The sequence below is a fragment of the Paraburkholderia diazotrophica genome (assembly GCF_038900755.1).
In the GTDB taxonomy this organism is placed as follows: Bacteria; Pseudomonadota; Gammaproteobacteria; order Burkholderiales; family Burkholderiaceae; genus Paraburkholderia; species Paraburkholderia diazotrophica_A.
Genome location: NZ_JBBPEN010000001.1, coordinates 210,460 through 232,325, shown reverse-complemented (window position 1 = coordinate 232,325; position 21,866 = coordinate 210,460). Strand labels below are relative to the sequence as shown.

The 21,866-nt window shown below is 64.3% G+C and carries 22 protein-coding genes; 18 read left to right on the top strand and 4 right to left on the bottom strand.

What is annotated here, in order from left to right; genetic code table 11:
• Positions 1-22 precede the first annotated feature (22 nt).
• The 5 genes from AABE10_RS01075 to AABE10_RS01055 all read left to right on the top strand — a co-directional run bounded on the left by AABE10_RS01075 (position 23) and on the right by AABE10_RS01055 (position 5,471).
• On the top strand, positions 23-967 hold the full coding sequence (locus tag AABE10_RS01075) for an SMP-30/gluconolactonase/LRE family protein (protein ID WP_342931453.1): 945 nt from the start codon (positions 23-25) through the stop codon (positions 965-967).
• Between the two features lie 289 nt (positions 968-1,256).
• Positions 1,257-2,447 (top strand): ABC transporter substrate-binding protein, encoded by a 1,191-nt coding sequence (locus tag AABE10_RS01070; protein WP_342931452.1) that lies wholly within the window; start codon positions 1,257-1,259, stop codon positions 2,445-2,447.
• A gap of 155 nt (positions 2,448-2,602) precedes the next feature.
• The gene (locus AABE10_RS01065; RefSeq protein WP_342931451.1) at positions 2,603-3,682 is read left to right on the top strand and encodes an ABC transporter ATP-binding protein; all 1,080 of its coding nucleotides are present in this window, start codon (positions 2,603-2,605) and stop codon (positions 3,680-3,682) included.
• Complete coding sequence (locus tag AABE10_RS01060) at positions 3,679-4,566, top strand: ABC transporter permease (RefSeq protein WP_090864117.1); 888 nt, start codon at positions 3,679-3,681, stop codon at positions 4,564-4,566. The genes AABE10_RS01065 and AABE10_RS01060 overlap by 4 nt, the downstream gene beginning before the upstream one ends.
• On the top strand, positions 4,566-5,471 hold the full coding sequence (locus AABE10_RS01055) for an ABC transporter permease (RefSeq protein ID WP_342931450.1): 906 nt from the start codon (positions 4,566-4,568) through the stop codon (positions 5,469-5,471). Before AABE10_RS01060 ends, AABE10_RS01055 begins: the two co-directional genes overlap by 1 nt.
• Before the next feature lie 116 nt (positions 5,472-5,587).
• Here the strand turns inward: AABE10_RS01055 and AABE10_RS01050 are convergent, their stop codons facing one another.
• Both AABE10_RS01050 and AABE10_RS01045 read right to left on the bottom strand, forming a co-directional pair.
• Positions 5,588-6,193: a short chain dehydrogenase gene (locus tag AABE10_RS01050; protein ID WP_342931449.1), complete on the bottom strand. Its 606-nt coding sequence runs from the start codon at positions 6,191-6,193 to the stop codon at positions 5,588-5,590.
• A gap of 303 nt (positions 6,194-6,496) precedes the next feature.
• A complete protein-coding gene (locus AABE10_RS01045; protein ID WP_342931448.1) occupies positions 6,497-6,946 on the bottom strand; it encodes a DUF3005 domain-containing protein in 450 nt (149 codons plus the stop codon).
• Positions 6,947-7,235: 289 nt separating this feature from the next.
• Between AABE10_RS01045 and AABE10_RS01040 the strand changes: the two genes are divergently transcribed.
• From AABE10_RS01040 to AABE10_RS01025, 4 genes are all read left to right on the top strand, one after another.
• The gene (locus AABE10_RS01040; RefSeq protein ID WP_090864124.1) at positions 7,236-7,469 is read left to right on the top strand and encodes a hypothetical protein; all 234 of its coding nucleotides are present in this window, start codon (positions 7,236-7,238) and stop codon (positions 7,467-7,469) included.
• A 189-nt stretch (positions 7,470-7,658) separates the two neighbouring features.
• Positions 7,659-8,591, top strand: coding sequence for a serine O-acetyltransferase EpsC (gene epsC, locus AABE10_RS01035; RefSeq protein ID WP_342931447.1), 933 nt, complete (start codon positions 7,659-7,661; stop codon positions 8,589-8,591).
• 72 nt (positions 8,592-8,663) lie between these two features.
• Positions 8,664-9,491, top strand: coding sequence for an AraC family transcriptional regulator (locus tag AABE10_RS01030; RefSeq protein ID WP_342931446.1), 828 nt, complete (start codon positions 8,664-8,666; stop codon positions 9,489-9,491).
• A 101-nt stretch (positions 9,492-9,592) separates the two neighbouring features.
• Complete coding sequence (locus AABE10_RS01025; RefSeq protein ID WP_342931445.1) at positions 9,593-10,516, top strand: DMT family transporter; 924 nt, start codon at positions 9,593-9,595, stop codon at positions 10,514-10,516.
• 80 nt (positions 10,517-10,596) lie between these two features.
• Here the strand turns inward: AABE10_RS01025 and folE are convergent, their stop codons facing one another.
• Complete coding sequence (gene folE, locus AABE10_RS01020; RefSeq protein ID WP_342931444.1) at positions 10,597-11,226, bottom strand: GTP cyclohydrolase I FolE; 630 nt, start codon at positions 11,224-11,226, stop codon at positions 10,597-10,599.
• A gap of 111 nt (positions 11,227-11,337) precedes the next feature.
• Positions 11,338-12,261 (bottom strand): LysR family transcriptional regulator, encoded by a 924-nt coding sequence (locus AABE10_RS01015; protein WP_342931443.1) that lies wholly within the window; start codon positions 12,259-12,261, stop codon positions 11,338-11,340.
• Between the two features lie 497 nt (positions 12,262-12,758).
• On the opposite strand from AABE10_RS01015, the gene AABE10_RS01010 reads away from it, so the two are divergent.
• The 9 genes from AABE10_RS01010 to AABE10_RS00970 all read left to right on the top strand — a co-directional run bounded on the left by AABE10_RS01010 (position 12,759) and on the right by AABE10_RS00970 (position 21,787).
• Positions 12,759-13,460, top strand: a complete 702-nt coding sequence (locus tag AABE10_RS01010; protein WP_152758285.1) for a 3-oxoacid CoA-transferase subunit A — start codon at positions 12,759-12,761, stop codon at positions 13,458-13,460.
• A gap of 15 nt (positions 13,461-13,475) precedes the next feature.
• Entirely contained in the window at positions 13,476-14,135 is a 660-nt protein-coding gene (locus AABE10_RS01005) for a 3-oxoacid CoA-transferase subunit B (RefSeq protein ID WP_342931442.1), read from the top strand.
• A 171-nt stretch (positions 14,136-14,306) separates the two neighbouring features.
• Positions 14,307-15,689: a 3-carboxy-cis,cis-muconate cycloisomerase gene (locus tag AABE10_RS01000; protein WP_342932222.1), complete on the top strand. Its 1,383-nt coding sequence runs from the start codon at positions 14,307-14,309 to the stop codon at positions 15,687-15,689.
• A 4-nt stretch (positions 15,690-15,693) separates the two neighbouring features.
• Positions 15,694-16,485, top strand: a complete 792-nt coding sequence (gene pcaD / locus AABE10_RS00995) for a 3-oxoadipate enol-lactonase (RefSeq protein WP_342931441.1) — start codon at positions 15,694-15,696, stop codon at positions 16,483-16,485.
• A complete protein-coding gene (pcaC, locus tag AABE10_RS00990; protein ID WP_342931440.1) occupies positions 16,482-16,877 on the top strand; it encodes a 4-carboxymuconolactone decarboxylase in 396 nt (131 codons plus the stop codon). The genes pcaD and pcaC overlap by 4 nt, the downstream gene beginning before the upstream one ends.
• Before the next feature lie 126 nt (positions 16,878-17,003).
• Positions 17,004-18,923: an ABC transporter permease gene (locus tag AABE10_RS00985; protein WP_342931439.1), complete on the top strand. Its 1,920-nt coding sequence runs from the start codon at positions 17,004-17,006 to the stop codon at positions 18,921-18,923.
• Entirely contained in the window at positions 18,920-19,723 is an 804-nt protein-coding gene (locus AABE10_RS00980; RefSeq protein ID WP_342931438.1) for an ABC transporter ATP-binding protein, read from the top strand. Before AABE10_RS00985 ends, AABE10_RS00980 begins: the two co-directional genes overlap by 4 nt.
• Positions 19,720-20,433, top strand: coding sequence for an ABC transporter ATP-binding protein (locus AABE10_RS00975; RefSeq protein ID WP_342931437.1), 714 nt, complete (start codon positions 19,720-19,722; stop codon positions 20,431-20,433). Before AABE10_RS00980 ends, AABE10_RS00975 begins: the two co-directional genes overlap by 4 nt.
• 133 nt (positions 20,434-20,566) lie before the next feature.
• A complete protein-coding gene (locus AABE10_RS00970; protein WP_342931436.1) occupies positions 20,567-21,787 on the top strand; it encodes an ABC transporter substrate-binding protein in 1,221 nt (406 codons plus the stop codon).
• Positions 21,788-21,866 lie beyond the last annotated feature (79 nt).

The window sequence follows — 21,866 nt, the reverse complement described above, 5'->3', positions numbered from 1 at the left end:
CGGCGTTCGCGCCGACAGCGCCATGACCGAACCCGCCAATCACCGACGCTATCCCGATCCTTCCATTCGCAGTTTCGATCCCCGCTTCGACACGTTGCGCCTGGCATCGGCTTCCGTCGAGTGCCTGTACCAGGGCGCGCGCTGGTCGGAGGGGCCAGTCTGGTTCGGCGACGGTCGCTATGTGCTGTGGAGCGACATTCCGAACAATCGCATCCTTCGCTGGGACGAGGAGACGGGCGCCATCACGCCGTTTCGCCGGCCGTCGAATAACGCGAACGGCAACACGCGCGACCGCGAAGGGCGGCTCGTCACCTGCGAGCATCTGACGCGCCGTGTCACGCGCACCGAATACGACGGTTCGATCACGGTGATCGCCGAGCGCTACCAGGGCAAGCGCTTCAACTCGCCGAACGACGTGGTCGTGAAATCGGACGGCTCGATCTGGTTTACCGATCCGTCGTTCGGCATCGACAGCTTCTACGAAGGCGAAAAGCAGGAAGCCGAGTTGCCGCAGAACGTCTATCGCGTCGACGGCCAGACGGGCGAAGTGACGATGGTCTGCGACGAAGTAATCGGACCGAACGGGCTCGCGTTCTCGCCGGACGAGTCGGTGCTGTACATCGTCGAGTCGCGCTCGAAGCCGCGCACGATCCGTGCGTTCGATGTCGCCGGCGACGGCCAGTCGCTTGCGAACAATCGCGTGCTGATCGACGCGCAGCAAGGCACGCCGGACGGCTTTCGCGTCGACATCCACGGCAACCTGTGGTGTGGCTGGGGCATGGGCACCGACGAGCTCGACGGCGTGCGCGTGTTCTCGCCGCAAGGCGAAGTGCTCGGGCACATCGCGCTGCCGGAACGCTGCGCGAACGTGTGCTTCGGCGGCCGGCATCGCAACCGGCTCTTCATGGCCGCGAGCCACGGACTCTATTCGCTGTACGTGAACACGCAGGGCGTGCGCGGCGGCTGACTAAGGCGCCTTCGGCACGACGACTGGCCGATTGTTCAAAGTTGCCTAACAAGTCGCGTGTCAGTGTTCTCCCTATGACGAACGGCCAGGCTGCCCAATCAGGCTGAAATCGTTGCCACAAAAGGATTTGAAGATTCTGTAAGCCTGTCTTGCCGGGAAGGGCGTCGGGTAGAATTTGCTTGACATCATGCCCACGCCTTCGTTATGTTTCATTGACTAGCAGCCCGTAGCGCGTCACCCGCCGCATCCTGGTCGGCGGGCGTTCCATACCAAGAGGCGAGGAGACGAAATGATTTTTTCTGGCAGGGTGTCAGTGCGGTTGGCAGGTGTATGCGTGGCTGTCGGTGCCGCAGTCGCGGGGTTCACGCCGGGGTTCACACCAACGGCGCGGGCGGCCGATGCCGTCACGCTCAACATCGTCGACGTGGCCGGCGATCTTCAGTTGACGCAAAAAGGCTTCGAAGCCTTCAAGGCCAAATACCCGAATCTCGTCTCCAACATCACGTACACGAACGCGCCCGCGCCGCAATTGCCCGGCAAGATCAAGGCGATGCAGGCGGCCGGCCGCTCGGACATCGATCTCGTGCTGACGGGCACCGATGCGCTCGCGGCCGGCATCGAACAGAACCTGTGGATCAAGCTGCTGCCCGACCAGAACGCCGCGCTGCCCGGCGTGCTCGACAAGTACGCGCCGGGTCCGCGCAAGATGCAGGACATCGCGCAAGGCTTTGGCATCGAAGTCGCATACATGCCGGCCGGTCCGCTGATCGAATACAACCCCGCCAAGGTCAGCGATCCGCCCAAGACGCCCGAGCAACTGCTCCAGTGGTGCAAGGCGCATCCGAACAAACTCATCTACGCGCGTCCGGCGAATTCCGGCCCGGGCCGCACGTTCCTGATGGGTCTGCCGTACGTACTCGGGGATAAAGACCCGAAAGATCCCGTCAACGGCTGGGACAAGACGTGGGCGTTCCTCAAGCAGCTGAACGATTGCATTCCTTACTATCCGGGCGGCACGTCAGCCGTGATGAAGGAGCTGGGCGAAGGCACGCGCGACATGACCGTGACGGTGACGGGCTGGGACATCAACCCGCGCGCGCTCGGCATTGTGCCGGCCGAGTTCAAGGTGCAGGCGTTCGACAACATGACGTGGGTGAACGACGCGCACTACATGGTGATTCCGAAGGGCGTGCCGAAGGAAAAGCTCGACGTGCTCTACAAGCTGATGAACTTCATGCTGGAGCCCGCGCAGCAGGCGATGACCTATGACGACGGCTACTTCTATCCGGGCCCGGCCGTCAAGGGCGTCACGGAAGCACAGGCGCCGGAGCACAGCCAGGAAGTGCTGAAGAAATTCGGCCGTCCCGAATACGCGAAGCTGCTCGCCGATCGTCCGCACGTTCTGCCGTTGAGCGCGGCGGCGATGGTGGCGGCGTTCCAGAAGTGGGATCGCGAAGTCGGCGCGCAGAAGACGAAATAAGACCGATAGCGCACCGTCACCGCGCCACACGGGGCAGCCGGTGCTCGTGTACCTTGCACGTTGTGCATGTTGTGCGCGCATCGGCGATTGTGACGGCGGGCCGCGAGCAGACCGTGCTTCGCGGCGCTGCCATGCAACATCGTAGGGAAGCGACCATGAAGCATCAATTTGAGCAGTTGCGCCTCGAGTCCGTCTGCCGCAATTTCGTCAATGCCGAAGGGCAGCCGGTAGCCGCGTTGCAGGGTCTCGATCTGAATATCCGCCGCGGCGAATTCATCGCGTTGCTGGGTCCGTCGGGCTGCGGCAAGTCGACGGCACTCAACTGCATCGCGGGGTTGCAGCCGCTGTCGGGCGGCGGCATCTGGCTCGACGAAAAACGTATCGACGTGCTGCCACCCGAAAAGCGCGGCTTCGGCATGGTGTTCCAGAACTACGCGCTGTTTCCGCACATGTCGGTGCTCGACAACGTCGGCTTCGGGCTGAAGATGCGCGGCGTCGCGAAGTCCGAAACGACGAAGCGCGCGCGAGAAGCGCTGCAACTCGTGCAACTGGTCGGCCACGAGAAGAAGCTGCCGGGCCAGCTGTCGGGCGGCCAGCAGCAGCGCGTCGCGATTGCGCGGGCGATCGTGATCGAGCCGCCTTTGATTCTGATGGACGAGCCGCTGTCGAATCTCGACACGAAGCTGCGCATCGAAATGCGCGCCGAGATTCGCCGCATTCATACGCAACTGGATCGCGCGACTATTTACGTGACGCACGATCAGGACGAAGCGCTGTCGATGGCCGACCGCATCGTCGTGATGCGAGAGGGCGTCGTGCAACAGGTCGCGACACCGAAGGAAGTCTACGGACGTCCGAAGAATCTGCACGTCGCGCGTTTCATGGGCTATCGCAACGTGCTGCCGTTCACGCTCGAAGGCACGCAGGGCGAAGGCGTGGCCGTCGAGGCAAACGGCGTGCGCCTGATCGGCACGGCGATGGACGGTTTCAGCAGCAAGCGCGTCGCCGTTGCGCTGCGTCCCGAGGACATGGAGCGCGCCGCGCCCGGTTCGCAGAACGCGTTCGACGCGCAGGTGACGACCGTCGAGTACGGCGGCCGCGATTCGCTGATTCGCGTGAAGAGCGCATTCGGCGAACTGTGGGCGCGCGTCGCGGGCGAATTCACCGAAGGCGAGCGCATCACGCTGCGCGTGCCGCCGGCGCGCACGCTGGTCTACGACGGAGAAGCGTCATGAGCACGGTGACGTCCGCCGCTTCCCGAGCGCTCGCTGCGCCGCGCGACGGCAAGGCGTGGCTCGTGTCGCCTGCCTTGCTGTTCATCCTTGCGCTCTTCGTCTATCCGTTCGTCTACGGGCTCGCGCTGTCGTTCAGTCCGATGGAAGGCGGCGGCATGTGGGCGAACTATGCGAAGTTCTTCAGCGACACGTCGATGTGGCCGACCATCCTCGTCACGCTGAAGCTCGCCGTGCCCGCGACGCTGATCAACGTCGGCGTGTCGGTGCCCGTCGCGTTCGCGCTGCGGCGTCCGTCGCCGTATCAGAAGTTCGTGACGACCTTGCTCGTGATTCCTATCACGCTCGGCACCGTGCTGATCGCCGACGGCATGCTCACGTACTTCGGCCCGAACGGATGGTTTCCGCAGGCGTTGCAAGGGCTGCATCTCTATACCGACGAAGTGCGCCTCACGCACAATTTCTGGGGCGTGCTGATCTCGCTGATCGTGTCGGGCTTTCCGTTCGCGTTCCTGCTCACGTTGTCGTACGTGACGGGCATCGATCCGACGCTCGCGAGCGCCGCCGCGACGCTCGGCGCGAATCCGTGGCAGCAGTTCCGGCAAATCTATCTGCCGCTGCTGGTGCCGGGGCTGACGATGGCGGCTTGCCTGTCGTTCGTGCAAGCGTTTTCGGTGTTTCCGTCGGCGGTGCTGCTGGGTGCGCCCGCTGGGCCGACGCGCGTGATGTCGATCGCTGCCGCCGAGGCTGCGTTCGAAAACTACGATTACTCGCTGGCTTCGGCGATTGCGATCGTGATGGGATTCGTGCAACTGGTGATCGTCGCCGCGATGCTGGGCGCGCGCCGCTTCTTCTACAGCGGACCGGCGACGGGAGGTAAGGGCTGATGGCAACCGATCGTCAAGTCGCGCATCCGTGGCCCGCCGCGCCGCAAGGGCAAACGGTGAAGTCGATGAAACCGCACGTCAGTCTGCGCGACCGCGTGTACAAGGCACTCGTCTGGGGCGCGATGATTTTCTTCCTGTTGAACATCGTGTTGCTGATCGCGACGGTCGCCGTCAATTCGATCGCGACGCGCTGGTTCGGCACGTTGCTGCCGCAGGGCTTCACGCTGCACTGGTATGCGCAGGCGTGGAGCGACTTTCAGCTCGCAGCCGTGCTGTGGGTGACGGTGGAAGTGGTCGGCGCGGTGGTGCTGCTGTCTATCATCCTCGGCGTGCCCGCCGCTTACGCGCTCGCGCGCGTGCAGTTTCGCGGCAAGCGTTTCGCGATGCTCGTGTTCCTGCTGCCGCTGATGGTGCCGCCCGTCACCTACGGCATTCCAATGGCCACCGTGATGTACAAGATCGGGCTCGCCGGCACGCTCGTCGGCGTGATCCTCGCGAACCTCGTGCCCGCGCTGCCGTTCGTCATACTCGTGATGACGCCGTTCATCGAGCAGATCGACCCGAATCTGGAGTCGGCGGCGCGCATTTTCGGCGCGAACACGTTTCGCTATTTCCGCTATGTGCTGCTGCCGTTGCTGGTGCCCGGCATGCTCGCGGCGGGCCTGCTCGTGCTGGTGCGCACGATCGGCATGTTCGAGCTGACGTTCTTCACAGCGGGGCCATCGACGCAAACACTCGTCGTCGCGTTGTACTACGCGGTGTTTTCGACAGGCGTGCGCGCGCCGCAATCGATCGACGCAATGGCGATGATCTACATGGCGATTACGCTGATCTGGGTGTTGATCGCGTTGCAGTTCGTGAGCCCGACGCAGATCGTGTCGCGCGTCAAGGAGCAGCGGGCATAGGCGCCCGCTTGCTTGTGCGCGTGGGCTTGCGCGCGTTGACCGGACTTAAATGGACCGGACGCGATAGCCCACGCTCAATACCCCGCGTTCAGCAGCCCAGCCTCAACAAGTCCCGCTCAATAGCCCACGCGATAAACCCGCCCCGTCTGCGCGCCCTCGACGCTGCGCAGATAGGCCTGCGCGGCCTTGCTTGCGTCGACGGGTTCGAAGCCGCGGAAGAACGGCGCATAACTTTCCATCGATTCGGTCAGCACGGTCGGACTGACTACGTTGATGCGGATGCCGCGCGGCAGCTCGATCGCCGCGCCGCGCACGAAGCCTTCGAGTGCGAGGTTCACGGTGGTCGCGCTGACGCCCTGGCTGATCGGCTCGTCGGCGAGAATGCCGCTCGTCAGCGTGAACGAGCCGCCGTCGTTCACGTACTTTTGCGCGGCGAGCACGAAATTGACCTGTCCCATCAGCTTGTCGCGCAGACCGATCCAGAACTGCTCGATCGTCATCCCGGTCAGCGGGCCGAAATGGACTTTGCCCGTCGCCGTGACGACGGCATCGACGTTGCCGATCTCCTGAAACAGCCGTTCGATGCTCGCCGGGTCCGTGCCGTCGACCTGATGCGCGCCGCGCATCGCGCCCACTTCGATGACTTCGTGACGCGCCTTCAATGCGGCGGCGACGGCCTGGCCCAGCGTGCCCGTTGCGCCGATCACGACGACTCTGCTCATGTGCTGCTCCGTGATGTCAATGAGATGCACCGATTATGCGGACTGCAATGCCGCCGAAAAAGGGATGTAAGCGACGAGGTCATGAAACCAGCGGTTTCGAATCGCGTGCGCGAATGCCCAACGAAACAACGCGCGATGATTACGCCAGCACACGCAAACGTTAGCTATCGCACAGACGAACGTTGCGAGAGCGGCTAACGCGCGATTGAAACGACAACGCGAAAATGCGCGCAGCGCCAGCCGCGCGAAAGCCTGTAAATGTCGGCGACGCATCAACGGCCAGACGCGCCGCCCGGACGACGCTTACTCGTCGCGTTCGAGCTCGATGACGCGCGTCGGCCGTTGATGATTGAGCGCGAAGTGCATGCGTCCGCGCAACTGATCGCCCGTATGCGAATACGACCGGTGGAAGCGGTCGTCGAAGCGTTCGACCGTCGCGGGCGCGATCATGCCCTTGTCGATCACACGATACCCCGGCTCCAGCGCGAGCAGCAGATGGTTGCCGCCGATACGGCTGTCGAACCCCGCCAGCTCCGCGAACGGATCGTCGGGCACGCTGTTGACGAGCGTCGCGTTGCTCGTCGTGACCTCATCGGGGCCGATGGGCGCATGGCCCGCGATACGCGCGGCTTCGTGGTTCTTGCTGTCGGTATCGACGGTGCTGTCGTGCGTGCGATCGTTATGCATTTCGGCGCTGCGCGCCATGGCGGTTCCGGACTGCGTCGCGGGCACCGGGCGTGTATTGAGGCTCATGTCGTGTCCTCCTTTGCTTGTGGTCCCAAACATAGGATAGGAGCAAAACCCGTTCCGTGCGAGCGTACGATTACCTGTAGGACCACGCGCGACGGCCTTTCGGGCGACCGGCAAATTTTTGCTAATTTTTTCGTGGACGTCCAATTTCTACAGAGTATGATTCCTGTTCGACGAGCGCAGCAACATCCAGCATGACCGCGGCGACCTCGCGGACTGTTTCAGCCCACGGCACTGCACTCGCGAGAGAACCATAAGGACCATCTATGGGGCAGTCAGGGGCGGGTGACTCATGCACGTTGATGCTGCATTCACACATCGTGGCTACTTGCTTAACTGCGCGCCGGCGCGCGCGGGCGATGGAACATGGCAACCGTATGTCGTCGTATCGCGTTCCAGCGATGGCGAACTGGTCGCGAACCGTTTCTTCCCCACTGACCTCCGTTTCACCGACGAAGCCGCTGCTATTGCGCACGCGCGCGACTGGGCCGTGCGCTGGATCGACGCGAGCAGCCTGACGGTCTAACACTGCATTGCGCGCCCTTTAGCACTTCACTTGCTGTGCGATGCCGCGCGTGACGCGGGCCGCATCGCTCGTCTTGCATCGCATGCCTTATGCAACGCGCACAAGCGCCGCACGGCATGCGGCGAAACGCGGTAATCTCCGGGGACAGTTCACTCTCATCGCGCCTCGCGCGCGAACGATGTTGTCGCCATGTCAAATGTTTCTTCTCATAACTGGGGCCTCGAACAGATCGTCGCCGATTTGCGCGCGTCGCGTGAAGAGTTGCATCGCACGCGCCATCCGCGCGGCATTCGCGAGCTGCCATCACGCGATGCCGTGATCAACATCGTCGGCGGATTGCGCGCCGCGCTTTTCCCGACGCACTACGGCGCGCCCGATCTGACCGACGAGAGCGTCGATTACTACGTCGGCCATACGCTCGAAAGCACGTTGCGCCTGCTCGCCGAACAGATCCGCCGCGCGTTGCGCTTTCTGCCCGAGCACGCCGAGACCACGGATGCCGAACTGAGCGCGCGCGCGTTCGATGTCGCGCGCGACTTCGGCAAGCAGTTGCCCGCGATCCGCGCGCTGCTCGTCAGCGACATTCAGGCTGCCTACATCGGCGACCCCGCCGCGCAGCACATCACGGAGATCCTGCTGTGCTATCCGGGCATCTGGGCGATGACGCATCACCGGCTCGCGCATGCGCTGCATCGGCTCGGCGTGCCGCTGCTCGCGCGCTTCATCAACGAGATCGCGCATTCGGCGACGGGCATCGACATACACCCCGGCGCGCAGATCGGCCCGAGCTTTTTCATCGATCACGGCACGGGCGTCGTGATCGGCGAAACGGCGATCATCGGAGAGCGCGTGCGTGTCTACCAGGCGGTCACGCTCGGCGCGAAAAGCTTTGCCGCAGATGAAGACGGCACGCTCGTGAAGGGCAACGCTCGCCACCCGATCGTCGAAGACGACGTCGTCATTTATGCGGGCGCGACGATTCTGGGCCGCGTGACGATCGGACGCGGCTCGGTGATCGGCGGTAACGTGTGGCTCACGCATAGCGTGCCGCCTGGCAGCAGCGTGTCGCAAGGCAAGATCCGCGAAGGCGAACGCGTGCGCAACGATGAAGGGCGCCGTTGATGGATGCATGTTCGATCGCGCGATGGATCGCGCCATTCGAACCGCGTCCGTTTGATATGAGCGAATGAAACGATGAAACCGCGAGGACGCGTCCAGATGCTGCGTTGTGCGCTCGACGGCGTCGAGGCGACGGCCGCGCATACGACGCATGCGTTCGCGCGTCACTCGCACGATCGCTTCGGCATCGGTGTCGTGATCGCGGGCGGGCAGCGTTCGGCAAGCGGGCGCGGCCCCGTCGAAGCGCGCGCGAACGACGTCATCACGGTCAACCCCGGCGAAGTGCACGACGGCAGCCCGCTCGACGAACACGGACGCGCGTGGCGCATGCTCTACTTCGAGCCGTCGCTCGTGTACGCGACGCTCGCCGAATGCGCGCATGCGCCCGTGCGCGAAGTGGAGCTGACGCGGCCCGTGCTGAACGATCCGCAACTGTCCGCATGCGTTACGCGCCTGTATTCGGCAGCGGTGAGCGCGGCGAACGAACGGACGCGCTTCGACGACTTCGCATGCGAAGAAGCGCTGCTCGCGCTATTCTCATATGTGGGCCGTCATCACGCGACGCCGTTCGCACCTGAACGCAAACGCATCGGCCCGATCGTCCGGGCAAGAAGCCGCATCGACGACGATCCCGCGTCGTCCGCGACGCTCGCGGACCTCGCCGCCGAAGCGGGCATGAGCCGCTTCCAGTTGCTGCGCAGCTTCGCGCATGAAGTCGGCTTGCCGCCGCACGCATACCGGATGCAGCGGCGCGTCGCGCTCGCGCGGCGGCTCATCGCCAACGGGACGGCGCTCGCGGATGCCGCAGCCTGCGCCGGTTTCTCGGACCAGAGCCACATGACACGCGCGTTCGTGCGGCTCCTCGGCGTCACGCCTGCGAGCTACGCGGCTGCTGTCCGCTGATTCGCGCGGCCGCTCGGCATAGAGTTCTGCAATAACGTTCAAGACCGCGTACTCGCGCGCAACATACGCTCCTCGCATCATTCGATATGAGGAGGCGCGGCATGCATGCGCGTTATGTCGGCTATGTCTTTTGCGCGCTCGCGATGATCGGCGTGGGCAGCACGGTCGTCGTCAGCAAGGCAATCGCGGGCGGCTTGCCGCCGTTCTCGGCGACTGCGCTGCGCTTCGCGATCGCGTTCCCGGTTTTCATCGCGATGATGCGCGCGCGGAAGCTTCCGTGGCCGAAGCTCGATGCGCACGACCGGTGGCTCGCGATTGCTCAGGCGGGCGCCGGGAGCGTCGGCTATACGGTTTGCCTGATCGGCGGGATGCGGCTCGCTTCGGCCGCGGATGCGGGCGTGATCGCGGGCACGCTGCCGGCCGTGTCGGCGACGGTGGCCGCACTGGCGCTCGGCGAGCGGCCGTCGCCCGCGCTGCTCGGCGCGATCGTGCTCGCGACAGGCGGCGTGCTCGCCTGCACCGTGCGGCTCGACGATCTGACGGCGTCGCGCGGCGCGCATTCTCTTGCGGGCAACGCGCTGGTGTTCGCGGCCGTCGTCTGCGAGGCGCTGTTCATTCTGCTCAACCGCAAGCTGCGTGCGCCTGTCGCCGCATTGCCGCTGTCGGCGCTGATGAGCGGGATCGGCTTTCTCGTCGCCATCGTGCCCGCATGCTTCGAAGCGCCGTGGCGTCTGCCGTTTGACGCGAGCCTGACGGCGGCGCTTGCGGGCGTCGTCTATTACGCGCTGGTGCCGACGGTGCTGGGTTTCGTGCTGTGGTACGCGGGCGCGGCGCGTGTGAGCGGCGCGGAGGCGGGGCTCGTGACGGCGCTCGTGCCCGTATCGACACTTGCGCTTGCGGCCGGCGTGCTGCACGAGCCGATTAGCCGGGCGCAGTTGATGGGCGTTGCGTGCGTGCTCATGGCCATGTTGCTCGCCACATTCGGGCAACGCAGGCCGATGAGCGCGCGTCGCGCGGCCGGTTAGGGCTGGCGACGCGGCGTTACGACATTTCGATGCAGCGGCGCGTCCGAATGCATGTCGGAAAGAACGGCGCTGCAAGCCGCTCAGGTGTTCGCCACGCTCACCGAAGTCGGGCTGTTGACGATCGACAGAAACTCGCGGCGCGTCGACGGGTCTGTGCGGAACGTGCCGAGCATGCGTGACGTGACCATCTCGACGCCCGCCTTGTGTACGCCGCGCGTCGACATGCATTGATGCGACGCTTCGAGAATCACGCCGACTCCCTTCGGCTGCAATACTTCGTTGAGCGTATCGGCGATCTGCACGGTCATCTTTTCCTGAATCTGCAGACGCTTGGCGAACGCATCGACGAGCCGCGCGAGCTTCGAAATGCCGACCACGCGATGCTCGGGCAAATAGGCGACATGCGCGCGCCCGATGATGGGGACCATGTGATGCTCGCAATAGCTCTCGAAGCGGATGTCCTTCAGCACGATCATCTCGTCGTAGCCGTCCACTTCGGAAAACGTGCGGGCGAGAATGTCGCGCGGCTCCACGTCGTAGCCCGCGAAAAATTCCTCATACGCACGCACGACGCGCGCCGGCGTATCGATCAGCCCTTCGCGCCGCGGATCGTCGCCGGCCCAGCGCAGCAGCACGCGCACCGCATCTTCGGCTTCCTCGCGGGTCGGACGGTTGGGTGTGACGGCGGGTGTTTTTGTCTTCGTAGTCATCCCTCGCTCCAGTTCCAGTAAAACGCGCATCGTACGTTGGGGCATTGTTCCATGTTTCGCGACCCCACGCCCGATATGGATATCCGTGCGTTCGGGAGCCACTTCGATGCGCTACTTCGGCCACTCGTCTTTCGCATCGTTGAACAGTTCCGCGACGACGCTGCGCAGCCAGCTCGCGCGCGGATCGTTGTGAAACTTGCGATGCCAGTGCTGGCGCAAGTCGAAACGGGGCAACGGCAAGGGCGGTTCGACCAGCGTGATCGACGCGTGTTCCGATACGTAGGCGAAGCCGATCGCGTGCGGCACCGTCGCGACGAGATCGCTGCGCGCAAGGATGAACGGCAGGCTCATGAAGTGCGGCGTCTCCAGCACGGCGCGGCGGCGAATGCGCTTTTTCTCCAGATACCGTTCGAGCACTTCCTGGCTGCGTCCTTCGGCGCGCACGACGGCGTGCCCGAGGCCGACGAACTGTTCGAGCGTGAGCGGCGCGCCCGCGAGCGGATGATCGCTGCGCAGCAGACAGATGAAGCGGTGCGTGAAGAGGCGCTGCTGGAAGAAGTTGTTGCCGGACAGATCGGGAAAGTAGCCGACGGCCAGATCGATGTCGCCCGATTCGAGGCCGCGTTCGACTAGCGCGGGCGGCGGCGACACCGAGCGCAGGTTGGCATGCGGCGCGCGCTCGGCGAAAAGCTGCAACAGGCGCGGCAGAAACACGATCTCGCCGACATCGGACAGCGCGAGCGAAAAGGTATGCGTCGATGTCGCGGGATCGAAGTCCTGCGTTTCGAGCATGCCTTTTTCGATGCGCGCGAGCGCCTCGCGAGCGGCGGGAATCAGCGCGAGCGCGCGCGGCGTCGGTTCCATGCCGCGCGACGTGCGCACGAACAAAGGATCGTTGAAGTACTCGCGCAGCCGGCCGAGCGCGGTGCTCACGCGCGGCTGGCTCACGCCGAGACGCTCGGCGGCGCGGCTCACGTTGCGCATGTCTTCGAGCGCGACGAGGTAGGGGATCAGGTTGAGATCGAGTTCGGCCATGCTGGGGCGCGGGCTTTGCGATGGCCCGCGCAGTATCGAAAAAACGTATACAACGTAGCCTGGCAATCGCGCTGCCGTATATCAGGGAAAGCGCCGACGACGGCTTGATGCGTTCCGATGCGGCCTCGCGGATGTGGGCGGAGAATGATGCGGGACTCGCGTTCGCCGATGGACGGGCGCGCGAAACCCAACGTCACGCAACGCCCGCGTAGGGCAAACCACGAATCCGTTGCCTTGACAAGAGACGCGCGCGCAAACCATAATGCGCCGGTACGTTCGCTAAACGAAACTGTGTTCGTATAAAGAACTTTTCGGGCATTCAGTGCGCGGCAGAAGCGGAAGGCGAACCAAACTCATGCGGCCTGCAGCAGGTCTGCATGCCGTCAGCAGGGCGTGAAGGACGAAAGCGGACGTGGAGACCGTCCGGCGCGCAAATCCGTCGAGCGGTTGGCGGGTTACGCGGCGCGCGGAACGACGCGTTCCAGAGGAAATTCGACATGATCAACAAGATTTTCGAGTCACTCCAGTCGGCGGTCGCCGACGTGCATGACGGCGCGACCGTCATGATCGGCGGCTTCGGGACGGCGGGCATGCCTTCCGAACTGATCGACGCGCTCATCGAGCAGGGCGCAAAAGAACTCACGATCGTCAACAACAATGCCGGCAACGGCGACACGGGCCTCGCGGCGCTGCTCAACGCGAAGCGCGTGCGCAAGATCATCTGCTCGTTCCCGCGTCAGACCGACTCGTATGTATTCGACGCGCTCTATCGCGCCGGCGAAATCGAACTGGAACTCGTGCCGCAAGGCAATCTGGCCGAGCGCATCCGCGCGGCGGGCGCGGGCATCGGCGGCTTCTTCACGCCGACGGGCTACGGCACGAAGCTCGCCGAAGGCAAGGAGACGCGCGTGATCGACGGCAAGCACTATGTGCTGGAATCGCCGCTGCACGCGGATTTCGCGCTGATCAAGGCCTACAAGGGCGACCGCTGGGGCAACCTCGTCTATCGCAAGACCGCGCGCAACTTCGGGCCGATCATGGCGAGCGCCGCGAAGACGGCGATCGTGCAGGTATCGGAAGTGGTGCCGCTCGGCGCGCTCGATCCCGAAGTGATCGTGACGCCGGGCATCTTCGTGCAGCGCATCGTCGAAGTGCCGCAAGCGGCGCATCAATCGCAGCGTCCCGAGCAAGCCGCCTGAAGGAAGGAGAACGACATGAAACGACTGACCCGCGATGAAATGGCGAAGCGCGTCGCGCAGGACATTCCTGAAGGCGCTTATGTGAACCTCGGCATCGGCGTGCCGACGCTGGTGGCGAACCACCTGGACGCGAACAAGGAAATCTTCCTGCACAGCGAAAACGGCCTGCTCGGCATGGGCCCGGCGCCCGCGAAAGGCGAGGAAGACGACGAGCTGATCAACGCCGGCAAGCAGCACGTCACGCTGCTGACGGGCGGTGCGTTCTTCCACCACGCGGATTCGTTCGCAATGATGCGCGGCGGCCATCTCGACTACTGCGTGCTCGGTGCGTTCCAGGTGTCGTCGAAGGGTGATCTCGCAAACTGGCACACGGGCGCGCCCGACGCGATTCCCGCTGTGGGCGGCGCGATGGATCTGGCCATCGGCGCGAAGCAGGTGTTCGTGATGATGGAGCATCTGACGAAGCAGGGCGAAAGCAAGATCGTCGCGGAGTGTTCGTATCCTGTGACGGGCGTCGGCTGCGTCGACCGTATCTATACGGACCTCGCGATGATCGACGTGACGAAGGACGGCCTCGTCGTGCGCGAAATCTTCTCCGATATCGACTTCGCGGAACTGGAAAAGCTGACGGGCGTCGCGCTGATCGACGGCACGCAGCAGGCTCGCGCGGCTTGAGGCTCGCGCAAGGCCACGCCTCCGCCTGAAGGAAAGCGCGGGAAAACGCGCGCAAGAGCGCGCGTGACCTCCGCACGGCGTTCAGCGACAATGAAGCCGAACGTCGCGCGCTTTCAGGCGCCGCATTCAGGCGCGATATCGACGCGCTTTCATCCCGAAGCACTGACCATCATGCTAGAAGCCAGCGCCCGCCTGACCATCCTGATCTGCGGCACGCCGCCGATGAACGACATCTGGTCGCCGCGCGCGACGCTGCAACGGATGCTGGACGTCGAAGCCGCGCTTGCGCGCGCATCGGCTGCGCACGGCGTGATTCCGCAGTCGGCCGTCGCCGCGATCGAATCGACGTGTCATGCTGAAAAACTCGATGCCGATGCGCTCGCACGCGATGCCGCGCTCGGCGGCAATCTCGCGATTCCCCTCGTCAAGCAGTTGACCGCGCGCGTGAAAGACGCCGACGCGGAAGCGTCGAAGTTCGTCCATTGGGGCGCGACGAGCCAGGACATCATCGATACGGCGACGGTGCTGCAACTGCGCGATACGTTCGATCTGCTCGACAGCGCTTTGTCGTCGACATGCGATGCGATCGCCGCGCTCGCGCAGCAGCATCGCGCGACGCCGATGATCGGCCGCACGTGGCTGCAACAGGCGCTGCCTATCACGCTCGGCCTGAAGTTCGCGCAATGGCTCGATGCGCTGCTGCGTCATCGCGAACGGCTCGACGCGCTGCGCGAACGCGTGCTCGTGCTGCAATTCGGTGGTGCTGCGGGCACGCTCGCGAGCCTGCGCGACAAAGGAAGCGCGGTTGCCGAAGCGTTGGCAAAAGAGTTGAAACTGGATACGCCCGCTGTGCCGTGGCACACGCAGCGCGACCGCATCGCCGAAACGGCGGCATTCTTCGGCATGCTGATCGGTACGCTCGGAAAGATCGCGCGCGACATCTCATTGCAAATGCAGACGGAGCTCGGTGAACTCGGCGAACCGGCTGCGGCCGGCAAGGGCGGTTCGTCGACGATGCCGCACAAGCGCAACCCAGTCGGCTGCGCGGCGGTGCTGACGGCGGCAACGCGCGCGCCCGGTCTGGTCGCGACGGTGTTCGCGGGCATGGTGCAGGAGCACGAACGCGCGCTCGGTGGCTGGCAGGCCGAGTGGGACGCGCTGCCCGATCTCGCGCGTCTCACGGGTGGCGCGCTCGCGAACATCGAGCAGATCGCGAAGGGACTCCAAGTGAACGTCGAGCGGCTCGCGGAGAATCTGAACGTGACGCACGGTCTGATTCTCGGCGAAGCGGTGATGCTCGCGCTCGGCGACAAGATCGGCCGGCTCGATGCGCATCATCTCGTCGAGCAGGCATCGAAGGAAACGGTGAAATCCGGCAAGACGCTCTTCGACGTGCTGGCTGCCGATGCATCCGTCACCCGGCACCTGCCCGTCGATCAACTGCGACGTCTGCTCGATCCCGCTCATTACGTCGGCAGCGCGCACGCTTTCGTGGACGCCGTGCTGGCTCTTCATACCGCGCGCAAAGAACGCGTGACACAACATCAGGAGTAAAGGAATGCCCTACGCCGCAGTGAATGGCATCGAGCTTCATTACCGGATCGACGGCGACCGTCACGGCAGCGCGCCGTGGCTCGTGTTGTCGAACTCGCTCGGCAGCGACCTGTCGATGTGGACGCCGCAAGTCGCCGAGTTCTCGAAGCACTTCCGCGTGCTGCGCTACGACACGCGCGGCCATGGCCACTCGGAAGCGCCGAAGGGACCGTACACGATCGAGCATCTGACGGGCGACGTGATCGGCCTGCTCGACACGTTGAAGATCGCGCGCGCGAATTTCTGCGGCGTATCGATGGGCGGGCTGACGGGCATCGGCCTCGCGGCGCGTCACGCGGACCGCATCGATCACATCGTGCTGAGCAACACGGCCGCGCGCATCGGTTCGCCGGAAGTGTGGGTGCCGCGCGCGGCGCGGGCTCGCAGCGAAGGCATGCTCGCGCTGTCGGATGCCGTGCTGCCGCGCTGGTTCACGGCCGAATTCATCGCACGCGAGCCGATCGTGTTCGGCTTTATCCGCGATGTGTTCGTGCATACCGACAAGGAAGGCTATGCGTTGAACTGCGAAGCCATCAACGCGACCGACTTGCGCCCCGAAGTGCACGGCATCAAGGCGCCTGCGCTCGTGATCTCCGGCACCCACGATCTGGCCGCGACGCCTGCGCAAGGCCGCGAGCTGGCTTCGGGGATCGCGGGTGCGCGTTACGTCGAACTGGACGCGTCGCACATTTCGAACATCGAAGTAGCGGACACGTTCACGAAGACCGTGCTCGATTTCCTGAAGGGGCAGCGATGAACGACGAACAACGTTACGAGGCAGGCATGGGCGTGCGCCGCGCGGTGCTGGGCGATGCGCACGTCGACCGGTCGATTGCGAACCGCACGGAAGTGACGGAAGAGTTTCAGAACCTCATCACGCGCTATGCGTGGGGCGAGATCTGGACGCGTGACGGCTTGCCGCGCCATACGCGCAGCTTGCTGACGATTGCGATGATGGTTGCGTTGAACCGCAGCGAGGAACTGGCGTTGCATCTGCGTGCCGCGCGGAATAATGGCGTGACGCGGGACCAGGTGAAGGAAGTGTTGCTGCAGACGGCGATTTATTGTGGGGTGCCGGCGGCGAATTCGGCGTTTCATCTCGCTGATAAGGTTTTTCGGGAGCAGGATGAGGAGGTGGTCAAGGGTTGATTGTTTGAATCTGCGACGGACAAAGTAATACGAAGAAAAGGCCGTCGCGGATACTAATGCACCTGCAACCCCCACCCATTTCCTGTATATGATGCAGCCCATCGCAACTCAACGCCGACGGGCACGATGCTTCCCAACCTGCTGGTCCAACTCGTCAACGGACTCGCCGACGCCTCCGCGCTCTTTCTCGTCGCGGCGGGCCTGTCGCTGATCTTCGGCGTCACGCGCATCGTCAACTTCGCGCACGGCTCGTTCTACATGCTGGGCATCTACGTTGCCTACAGCTTCGCGAGCCGCTTCGGCGCAAGCGTCGCAGGCTTCTGGCTGTCGATGCTCGCAGCCGCCGCCGTGACGGGCATATTGGGCGCGCTCGTCGAGTTGCTGGTGCTGAGGCGCATCTATCAGGCGCCTGAGCTGTTTCATCTGCTCGCGACGTTCGCGCTCGTGCTGATCATTCGCGATGCCGCGCTCGCGGTCTGGGGACCGCAGGACCTGTTCGGCCCTCGCGCGCCGCATCTTGCGGGTGCCGTCGACCTGCTGGGCCATCGGCTGCCGACATATGACATCGCGCTGATCGTCATCGGGCCGCTTGTGCTTCTGCTGCTGTGGTACGCGTTGACGCACACGCGATGGGGCACGCTCGTGCGCGCGGCGACGCAGGATCGCGAAATGCTCGGCGCGCTCGGCATCGATCAGGCGTGGCTGTTCACGGGCGTGTTCTTCGTCGGCGCGTTTCTCGCGGGGCTCGGCGGCGCGTTGCAGGGGCCGCGCATGTCCGCGAATCTCTCGCTCGATCTCGAGACCATCGGCAATGCATTCGTCGTCGTGGTGGTCGGCGGGATGGGTTCGATTCCGGGCGCGTTCGTCGCGGCGCTGTTGATCGCGGAAATCAAGGCGCTGTGCATCGGCATCGGGCACGTTTCGCTGTTCGGCGTCGATCTTTCGTTGAGCCGCTTCACGCTCGTCGCGGAGTTCGTCGTGATGGCCGTCGTGCTCGTCGTGCGGCCCTGGGGTTTGCTCGGGCGCGCCACGTCCGCCGTGCGCGCGATGTCCGTCGCCGAAGCGCCGCTCAAGCCCGCGGGCAAGCCTCTGAAGTGGCTGGCCGTGTGCGTGCTTGCCGCGCTCGTGCTCGCGCCGCTCGCGGCCAACGCGTTTCCGTACCTGCCCGTGCTGCTCGTCGAAATCCTGATCGCCGTTCTGTTCGCCGCAAGCCTGCACTTCATCATGGGACCGGGCGGCATGCATTCGTTCGGCCATGCCGCGTATTTCGGCCTGGGCGCATATGGCGCGGCGCTGTTTTTGAAAGTACTCGATTTGCCGATGGAAGCGGCGTTCGTCCTCGGCCCATCGCTGGCCGTGCTCGGCGCGCTCGTGTTCGGCTGGTTCTGCGTGCGGCTGTCGGGCGTGTATCTGGCGATGCTCACGCTCGCGTTCGCGCAGATCGTGTGGTCGGTCGTCTATCAATGGGATGACGTGACGGGCGGCAGCAACGGCGTTTTGGGCTTGTGGCCGTCGAACTGGCTGTCGTCGCCCGTCGCGTACTACTATCTGACGCTCGGGTGCGCCGCACTCGGCGTGTGGCTGTTGCGCCGCATGCTGTTTTCGCCGCTCGGTTACGCGATGCGCGCGTCGCGCGATTCTGCGTTGCGCGCCGAAGCGATCGGCATCGACACCAAGCGCGTGCAGTGGGCCGCGTTCGTGATCGCATCGCTGTTTTGCGGGCTCGCTGGCTCGCTTTACGCGTTTTCCAAGGGCACGATTTCGCCGGAGGTGATCAGCGTGAGCCGGTCAGTCGATGGACTCGTGATGGTGCTGCTCGGCGGCATTCAGACGTTGACGGGCCCCGTCGCGGGCGCGGCGTTGTTCACGTGGCTGCAGGATGCCGCCGCGCGGCAGACGGACTATTGGCAGGCGCTGCTCGGCGTCGCGATCCTGCTGCTCGTAATCGCGTTTCCGCAAGGCATCGTGGGCTTTGTTCGCGAACGCTTAGAGCGCGACGACTCGAACGAAGCAGGGCATCGGCAAGCAACGGGAGGCGGACGATGAGCCTTCTGCGCGTGTCGAATCTGTCGATGTCGTTCGGCGGCGTGAAAGCCGTCGACGATGTGTCGTTCGACGTTCAGCCCGGTGAACTGCTCGCGTTGATCGGCCCGAACGGCGCGGGCAAATCGACTTGCTTCAACATCGTCAACGGACAGCTGCGTCCTTCGCATGGCTCGGTTGTGCTCGACGGCCATGAACTCGTCGGCATGCGGCCGCGCGATATCTGGCGGCGCGGCGTCGGCCGCACGTTTCAGGTGGCCGCGACGTTCAATTCGATGACCGTGCTCGAAAACGTGCAGATGGCGCTCGTGTCGCGCGAAAAGCGCCTATACGGTTTGTGGAAACCGGCCGCGTCGTGCTTCGAAGACGAAGCGATGGCGCTGCTCGATCAGGTCGGCATGACCGCGCATGCGCGGCGCGCATGCAGCGTGCTCGCGTATGGCGACGTGAAGCGCGTCGATCTCGCCATCGCGCTCGCCAACCGCCCCAAGCTGCTGCTGATGGACGAACCGACCGCGGGCATGGCGCCGAAGGAACGCAACGATCTGATGGCGCTGACGAAGCGTCTCGTCGCGGAGCGCGGGATCGGCGTGCTGTTCACCGAGCACAGCATGGACGTGGTGTTCTCGTACGCGGACCGCGTGATCGTGCTCGCGCGCGGCAAGCTGATCGCGCAAGGCGACGCGGACACGATACGCAACGACGCGAACGTGCAGGCCGTGTACTTCGGCACGGGCAAGACTTTTCAGCCGCGCGCATCGCTGTCGCACGACGGCGCGACGCAAACGGAGCCGCGCGCGTGAACGCACCGATGCTGAAAGTCGACAAGCTGAACGCGTACTACGGGCGTGCGCATATCCTCTTCGACGTGAGCCTAGAAGTGGGGCGCGGCGAAGTCGTCGCGCTGATGGGCCGCAACGGCGCGGGCAAATCGACGACGATGAAAGCCATCATGGGCCTCGTGCCGCGTCGCGAAGGCGTGATCGAGTTCGACGGGGCAACTATCTCGACGCTCGCTTCGCACAAGATCGCGCGCATGGGGCTCGGCTATGTGCCGGAAGACCGCCGCGTGTTTGCGGACCTGACCGTGATGGAGAATCTCGACACGGGACGTCAGCCGCCGCGCGAAGGCGCGCCCACGTGGACGCCCGAAAAGCTCTTCAGGCTGTTTCCGAATCTCGGCGAAATGCCAAAGCGCCTCGGCGGCCAGATGAGCGGCGGCGAGCAGCAGATGCTGACGGTCTCGCGCACGCTGATGGGCAATCCGTGGCTGGTGCTGCTCGACGAGCCGTCCGAAGGCGTCGCGCCCGTGATCGTCGAACAGATGGCGAACATGATTCTCGAACTGAAACGCGAAGGGCTGTCGATCCTGTTGTCCGAGCAGAACCTGCATTTCGCGGAACTCGTCAGCGATCGCGCTTATGTGCTGGAAAAAGGCCAGATACGCTTTGACGGCACGATGCGCGAACTTGCGCAAAACGATGTCCTCCGGCGCGCCTATCTGAGCGTTTGATGGGTTGACGGCCTCGTATCGAGCGACTCGCGTTGAAAGCGTGTCCGCGAAACTCCGGTACGATGCACCGTCCGGCGGCTTGGGTTCGTCTCGTCTCGCCGCATCGCTCAACTGACAATAAACGGAGTTACGCATGACCTCGCGCGCAGCCTGGATCTCTCGCATGACCGCTTCGCTGACTGTCTCGCTGGCGCTGTCCCTCACGGCGACAGGCGCATCGGCGCAGCAGACGATCAAGATTGGCGAAATCAACAGCTATAAGGCGCAGCCCGCTTTTCTGATGCCGTACCGGAACGGCTGGAATCTCGCGCTCGATCAGGTGAACGCGGCGGGCGGCGTGCTCGGCAAGAAGCTCGAAGTGGTTTCGCGCGACGACAACGCGAATCCCGGCGACACGATCCGCGTCGCGCAGGAGCTGATCGCGCGCGAGCAGGTGCAATTGCTGTTCGGCGGCTATCTGTCGAATACGGGTCTCGCGCTGACGGACTTCGCGAAGCAGAAGCGCATTTTCTTCCTCGCCGCCGAGCCGCTGACCGACAAGATCGTCTGGGCCGACGGCAACAAGTACACGTACCGTCTGCGTCCGTCCACTTACATGCAGGTCGCGATGCTCGTGCCCGAAGCGGCGAAGCTGAAAAAGAAGCGCTGGGCGCTCGTGTATCCGAACTATGAATACGGGCAGTCGGCTGTGGCGACGTTCAAGAAGCTGTTGAAGGCCGCGCAGCCCGACGTCGAGTTCGTCACCGAGCAGGCGACGCCGCTCGGCAATCTCGACGCGGGCGCGACCGTGCAGGCGCTCGCCGATGCGAAGCCCGACGCGATCTTCAACGTGCTGTTCAGCGCGGACCTCGGCAAGTTCGTGCGCGAAGGCAATACGCGCGGGCTGTTCAAGGATCGCAGCGTCGTGTCGCTGCTGACGGGCGAGCCCGATTATCTCGATCCGCTCGGCGCCGAAGCGCCCACTGGCTGGATCGTGACGGGCTACCCGTGGTACTCGATCGATACGTCCGCGAACAGGAAGTTCGTCGCCGACTATCAGGCGAAGTATCACGACTATCCGCGTCTGGGCTCGGTGGTCGGCTACGCGGCGCTGATGTCGATCGCGAACGGCATCAAGAAGGCCGGCTCGACCGATCCCGACAAGCTCGCGGCCGCGTTCAAGGGCTTGAACGTCGATACGCCGTTTGGGCCGATCACCTATCGGCCACAAGACAACCAGTCGACGATGGGCGCGTTCGTCGGCGTGACCGCGCTGAAGGACGGCAAGGGCGTGATGACGTCGTACCGCTATATCGACGGCGCGAGCGTGCAGCCGTCCGATGCGGAAGTGAAGAAGCTGCGCCCCGCCGAATAACGCTGACTGTTGCCGGATAAACCCGGACAAAAGGCGCTCAGAAAGACATATCCCGAAGGCGCACCCCGAAGGCCAGCTA

What these genes read in the sequence shown, in the direction of transcription:
- epsC (WP_342931447.1), top strand. Translation starts at nt 7,659, where the DNA reads ATGTCAAATGTTTCTTCTCATAACTGGGGCCTCGAACAGATCGTCGCC.
- AABE10_RS01015 (WP_342931443.1), bottom strand. Translation starts at nt 12,261, where the DNA reads ATGGCCGAACTCGATCTCAACCTGATCCCCTACCTCGTCGCGCTCGAA.
- pcaC (WP_342931440.1), top strand. Translation starts at nt 16,482, where the DNA reads ATGAACGACGAACAACGTTACGAGGCAGGCATGGGCGTGCGCCGCGCG.
- AABE10_RS01055 (WP_342931450.1), top strand. Translation starts at nt 4,566, where the DNA reads ATGGCAACCGATCGTCAAGTCGCGCATCCGTGGCCCGCCGCGCCGCAA.
- AABE10_RS01075 (WP_342931453.1), top strand. Translation starts at nt 23, where the DNA reads ATGACCGAACCCGCCAATCACCGACGCTATCCCGATCCTTCCATTCGC.
- AABE10_RS01040 (WP_090864124.1), top strand. Translation starts at nt 7,236, where the DNA reads ATGCACGTTGATGCTGCATTCACACATCGTGGCTACTTGCTTAACTGC.
- AABE10_RS01000 (WP_342932222.1), top strand. Translation starts at nt 14,307, where the DNA reads ATGCTAGAAGCCAGCGCCCGCCTGACCATCCTGATCTGCGGCACGCCG.
- AABE10_RS00980 (WP_342931438.1), top strand. Translation starts at nt 18,920, where the DNA reads ATGAGCCTTCTGCGCGTGTCGAATCTGTCGATGTCGTTCGGCGGCGTG.
- AABE10_RS01005 (WP_342931442.1), top strand. Translation starts at nt 13,476, where the DNA reads ATGAAACGACTGACCCGCGATGAAATGGCGAAGCGCGTCGCGCAGGAC.
- AABE10_RS00970 (WP_342931436.1), top strand. Translation starts at nt 20,567, where the DNA reads ATGACCTCGCGCGCAGCCTGGATCTCTCGCATGACCGCTTCGCTGACT.
- AABE10_RS01070 (WP_342931452.1), top strand. Translation starts at nt 1,257, where the DNA reads ATGATTTTTTCTGGCAGGGTGTCAGTGCGGTTGGCAGGTGTATGCGTG.
- AABE10_RS01060 (WP_090864117.1), top strand. Translation starts at nt 3,679, where the DNA reads ATGAGCACGGTGACGTCCGCCGCTTCCCGAGCGCTCGCTGCGCCGCGC.
- pcaD (WP_342931441.1), top strand. Translation starts at nt 15,694, where the DNA reads ATGCCCTACGCCGCAGTGAATGGCATCGAGCTTCATTACCGGATCGAC.
- AABE10_RS01045 (WP_342931448.1), bottom strand. Translation starts at nt 6,946, where the DNA reads ATGAGCCTCAATACACGCCCGGTGCCCGCGACGCAGTCCGGAACCGCC.
- AABE10_RS00985 (WP_342931439.1), top strand. Translation starts at nt 17,004, where the DNA reads ATGCTTCCCAACCTGCTGGTCCAACTCGTCAACGGACTCGCCGACGCC.
- AABE10_RS01025 (WP_342931445.1), top strand. Translation starts at nt 9,593, where the DNA reads ATGCATGCGCGTTATGTCGGCTATGTCTTTTGCGCGCTCGCGATGATC.
- folE (WP_342931444.1), bottom strand. Translation starts at nt 11,226, where the DNA reads ATGACTACGAAGACAAAAACACCCGCCGTCACACCCAACCGTCCGACC.
- AABE10_RS01050 (WP_342931449.1), bottom strand. Translation starts at nt 6,193, where the DNA reads ATGAGCAGAGTCGTCGTGATCGGCGCAACGGGCACGCTGGGCCAGGCC.
- AABE10_RS01010 (WP_152758285.1), top strand. Translation starts at nt 12,759, where the DNA reads ATGATCAACAAGATTTTCGAGTCACTCCAGTCGGCGGTCGCCGACGTG.
- AABE10_RS01030 (WP_342931446.1), top strand. Translation starts at nt 8,664, where the DNA reads ATGAAACCGCGAGGACGCGTCCAGATGCTGCGTTGTGCGCTCGACGGC.
- AABE10_RS01065 (WP_342931451.1), top strand. Translation starts at nt 2,603, where the DNA reads ATGAAGCATCAATTTGAGCAGTTGCGCCTCGAGTCCGTCTGCCGCAAT.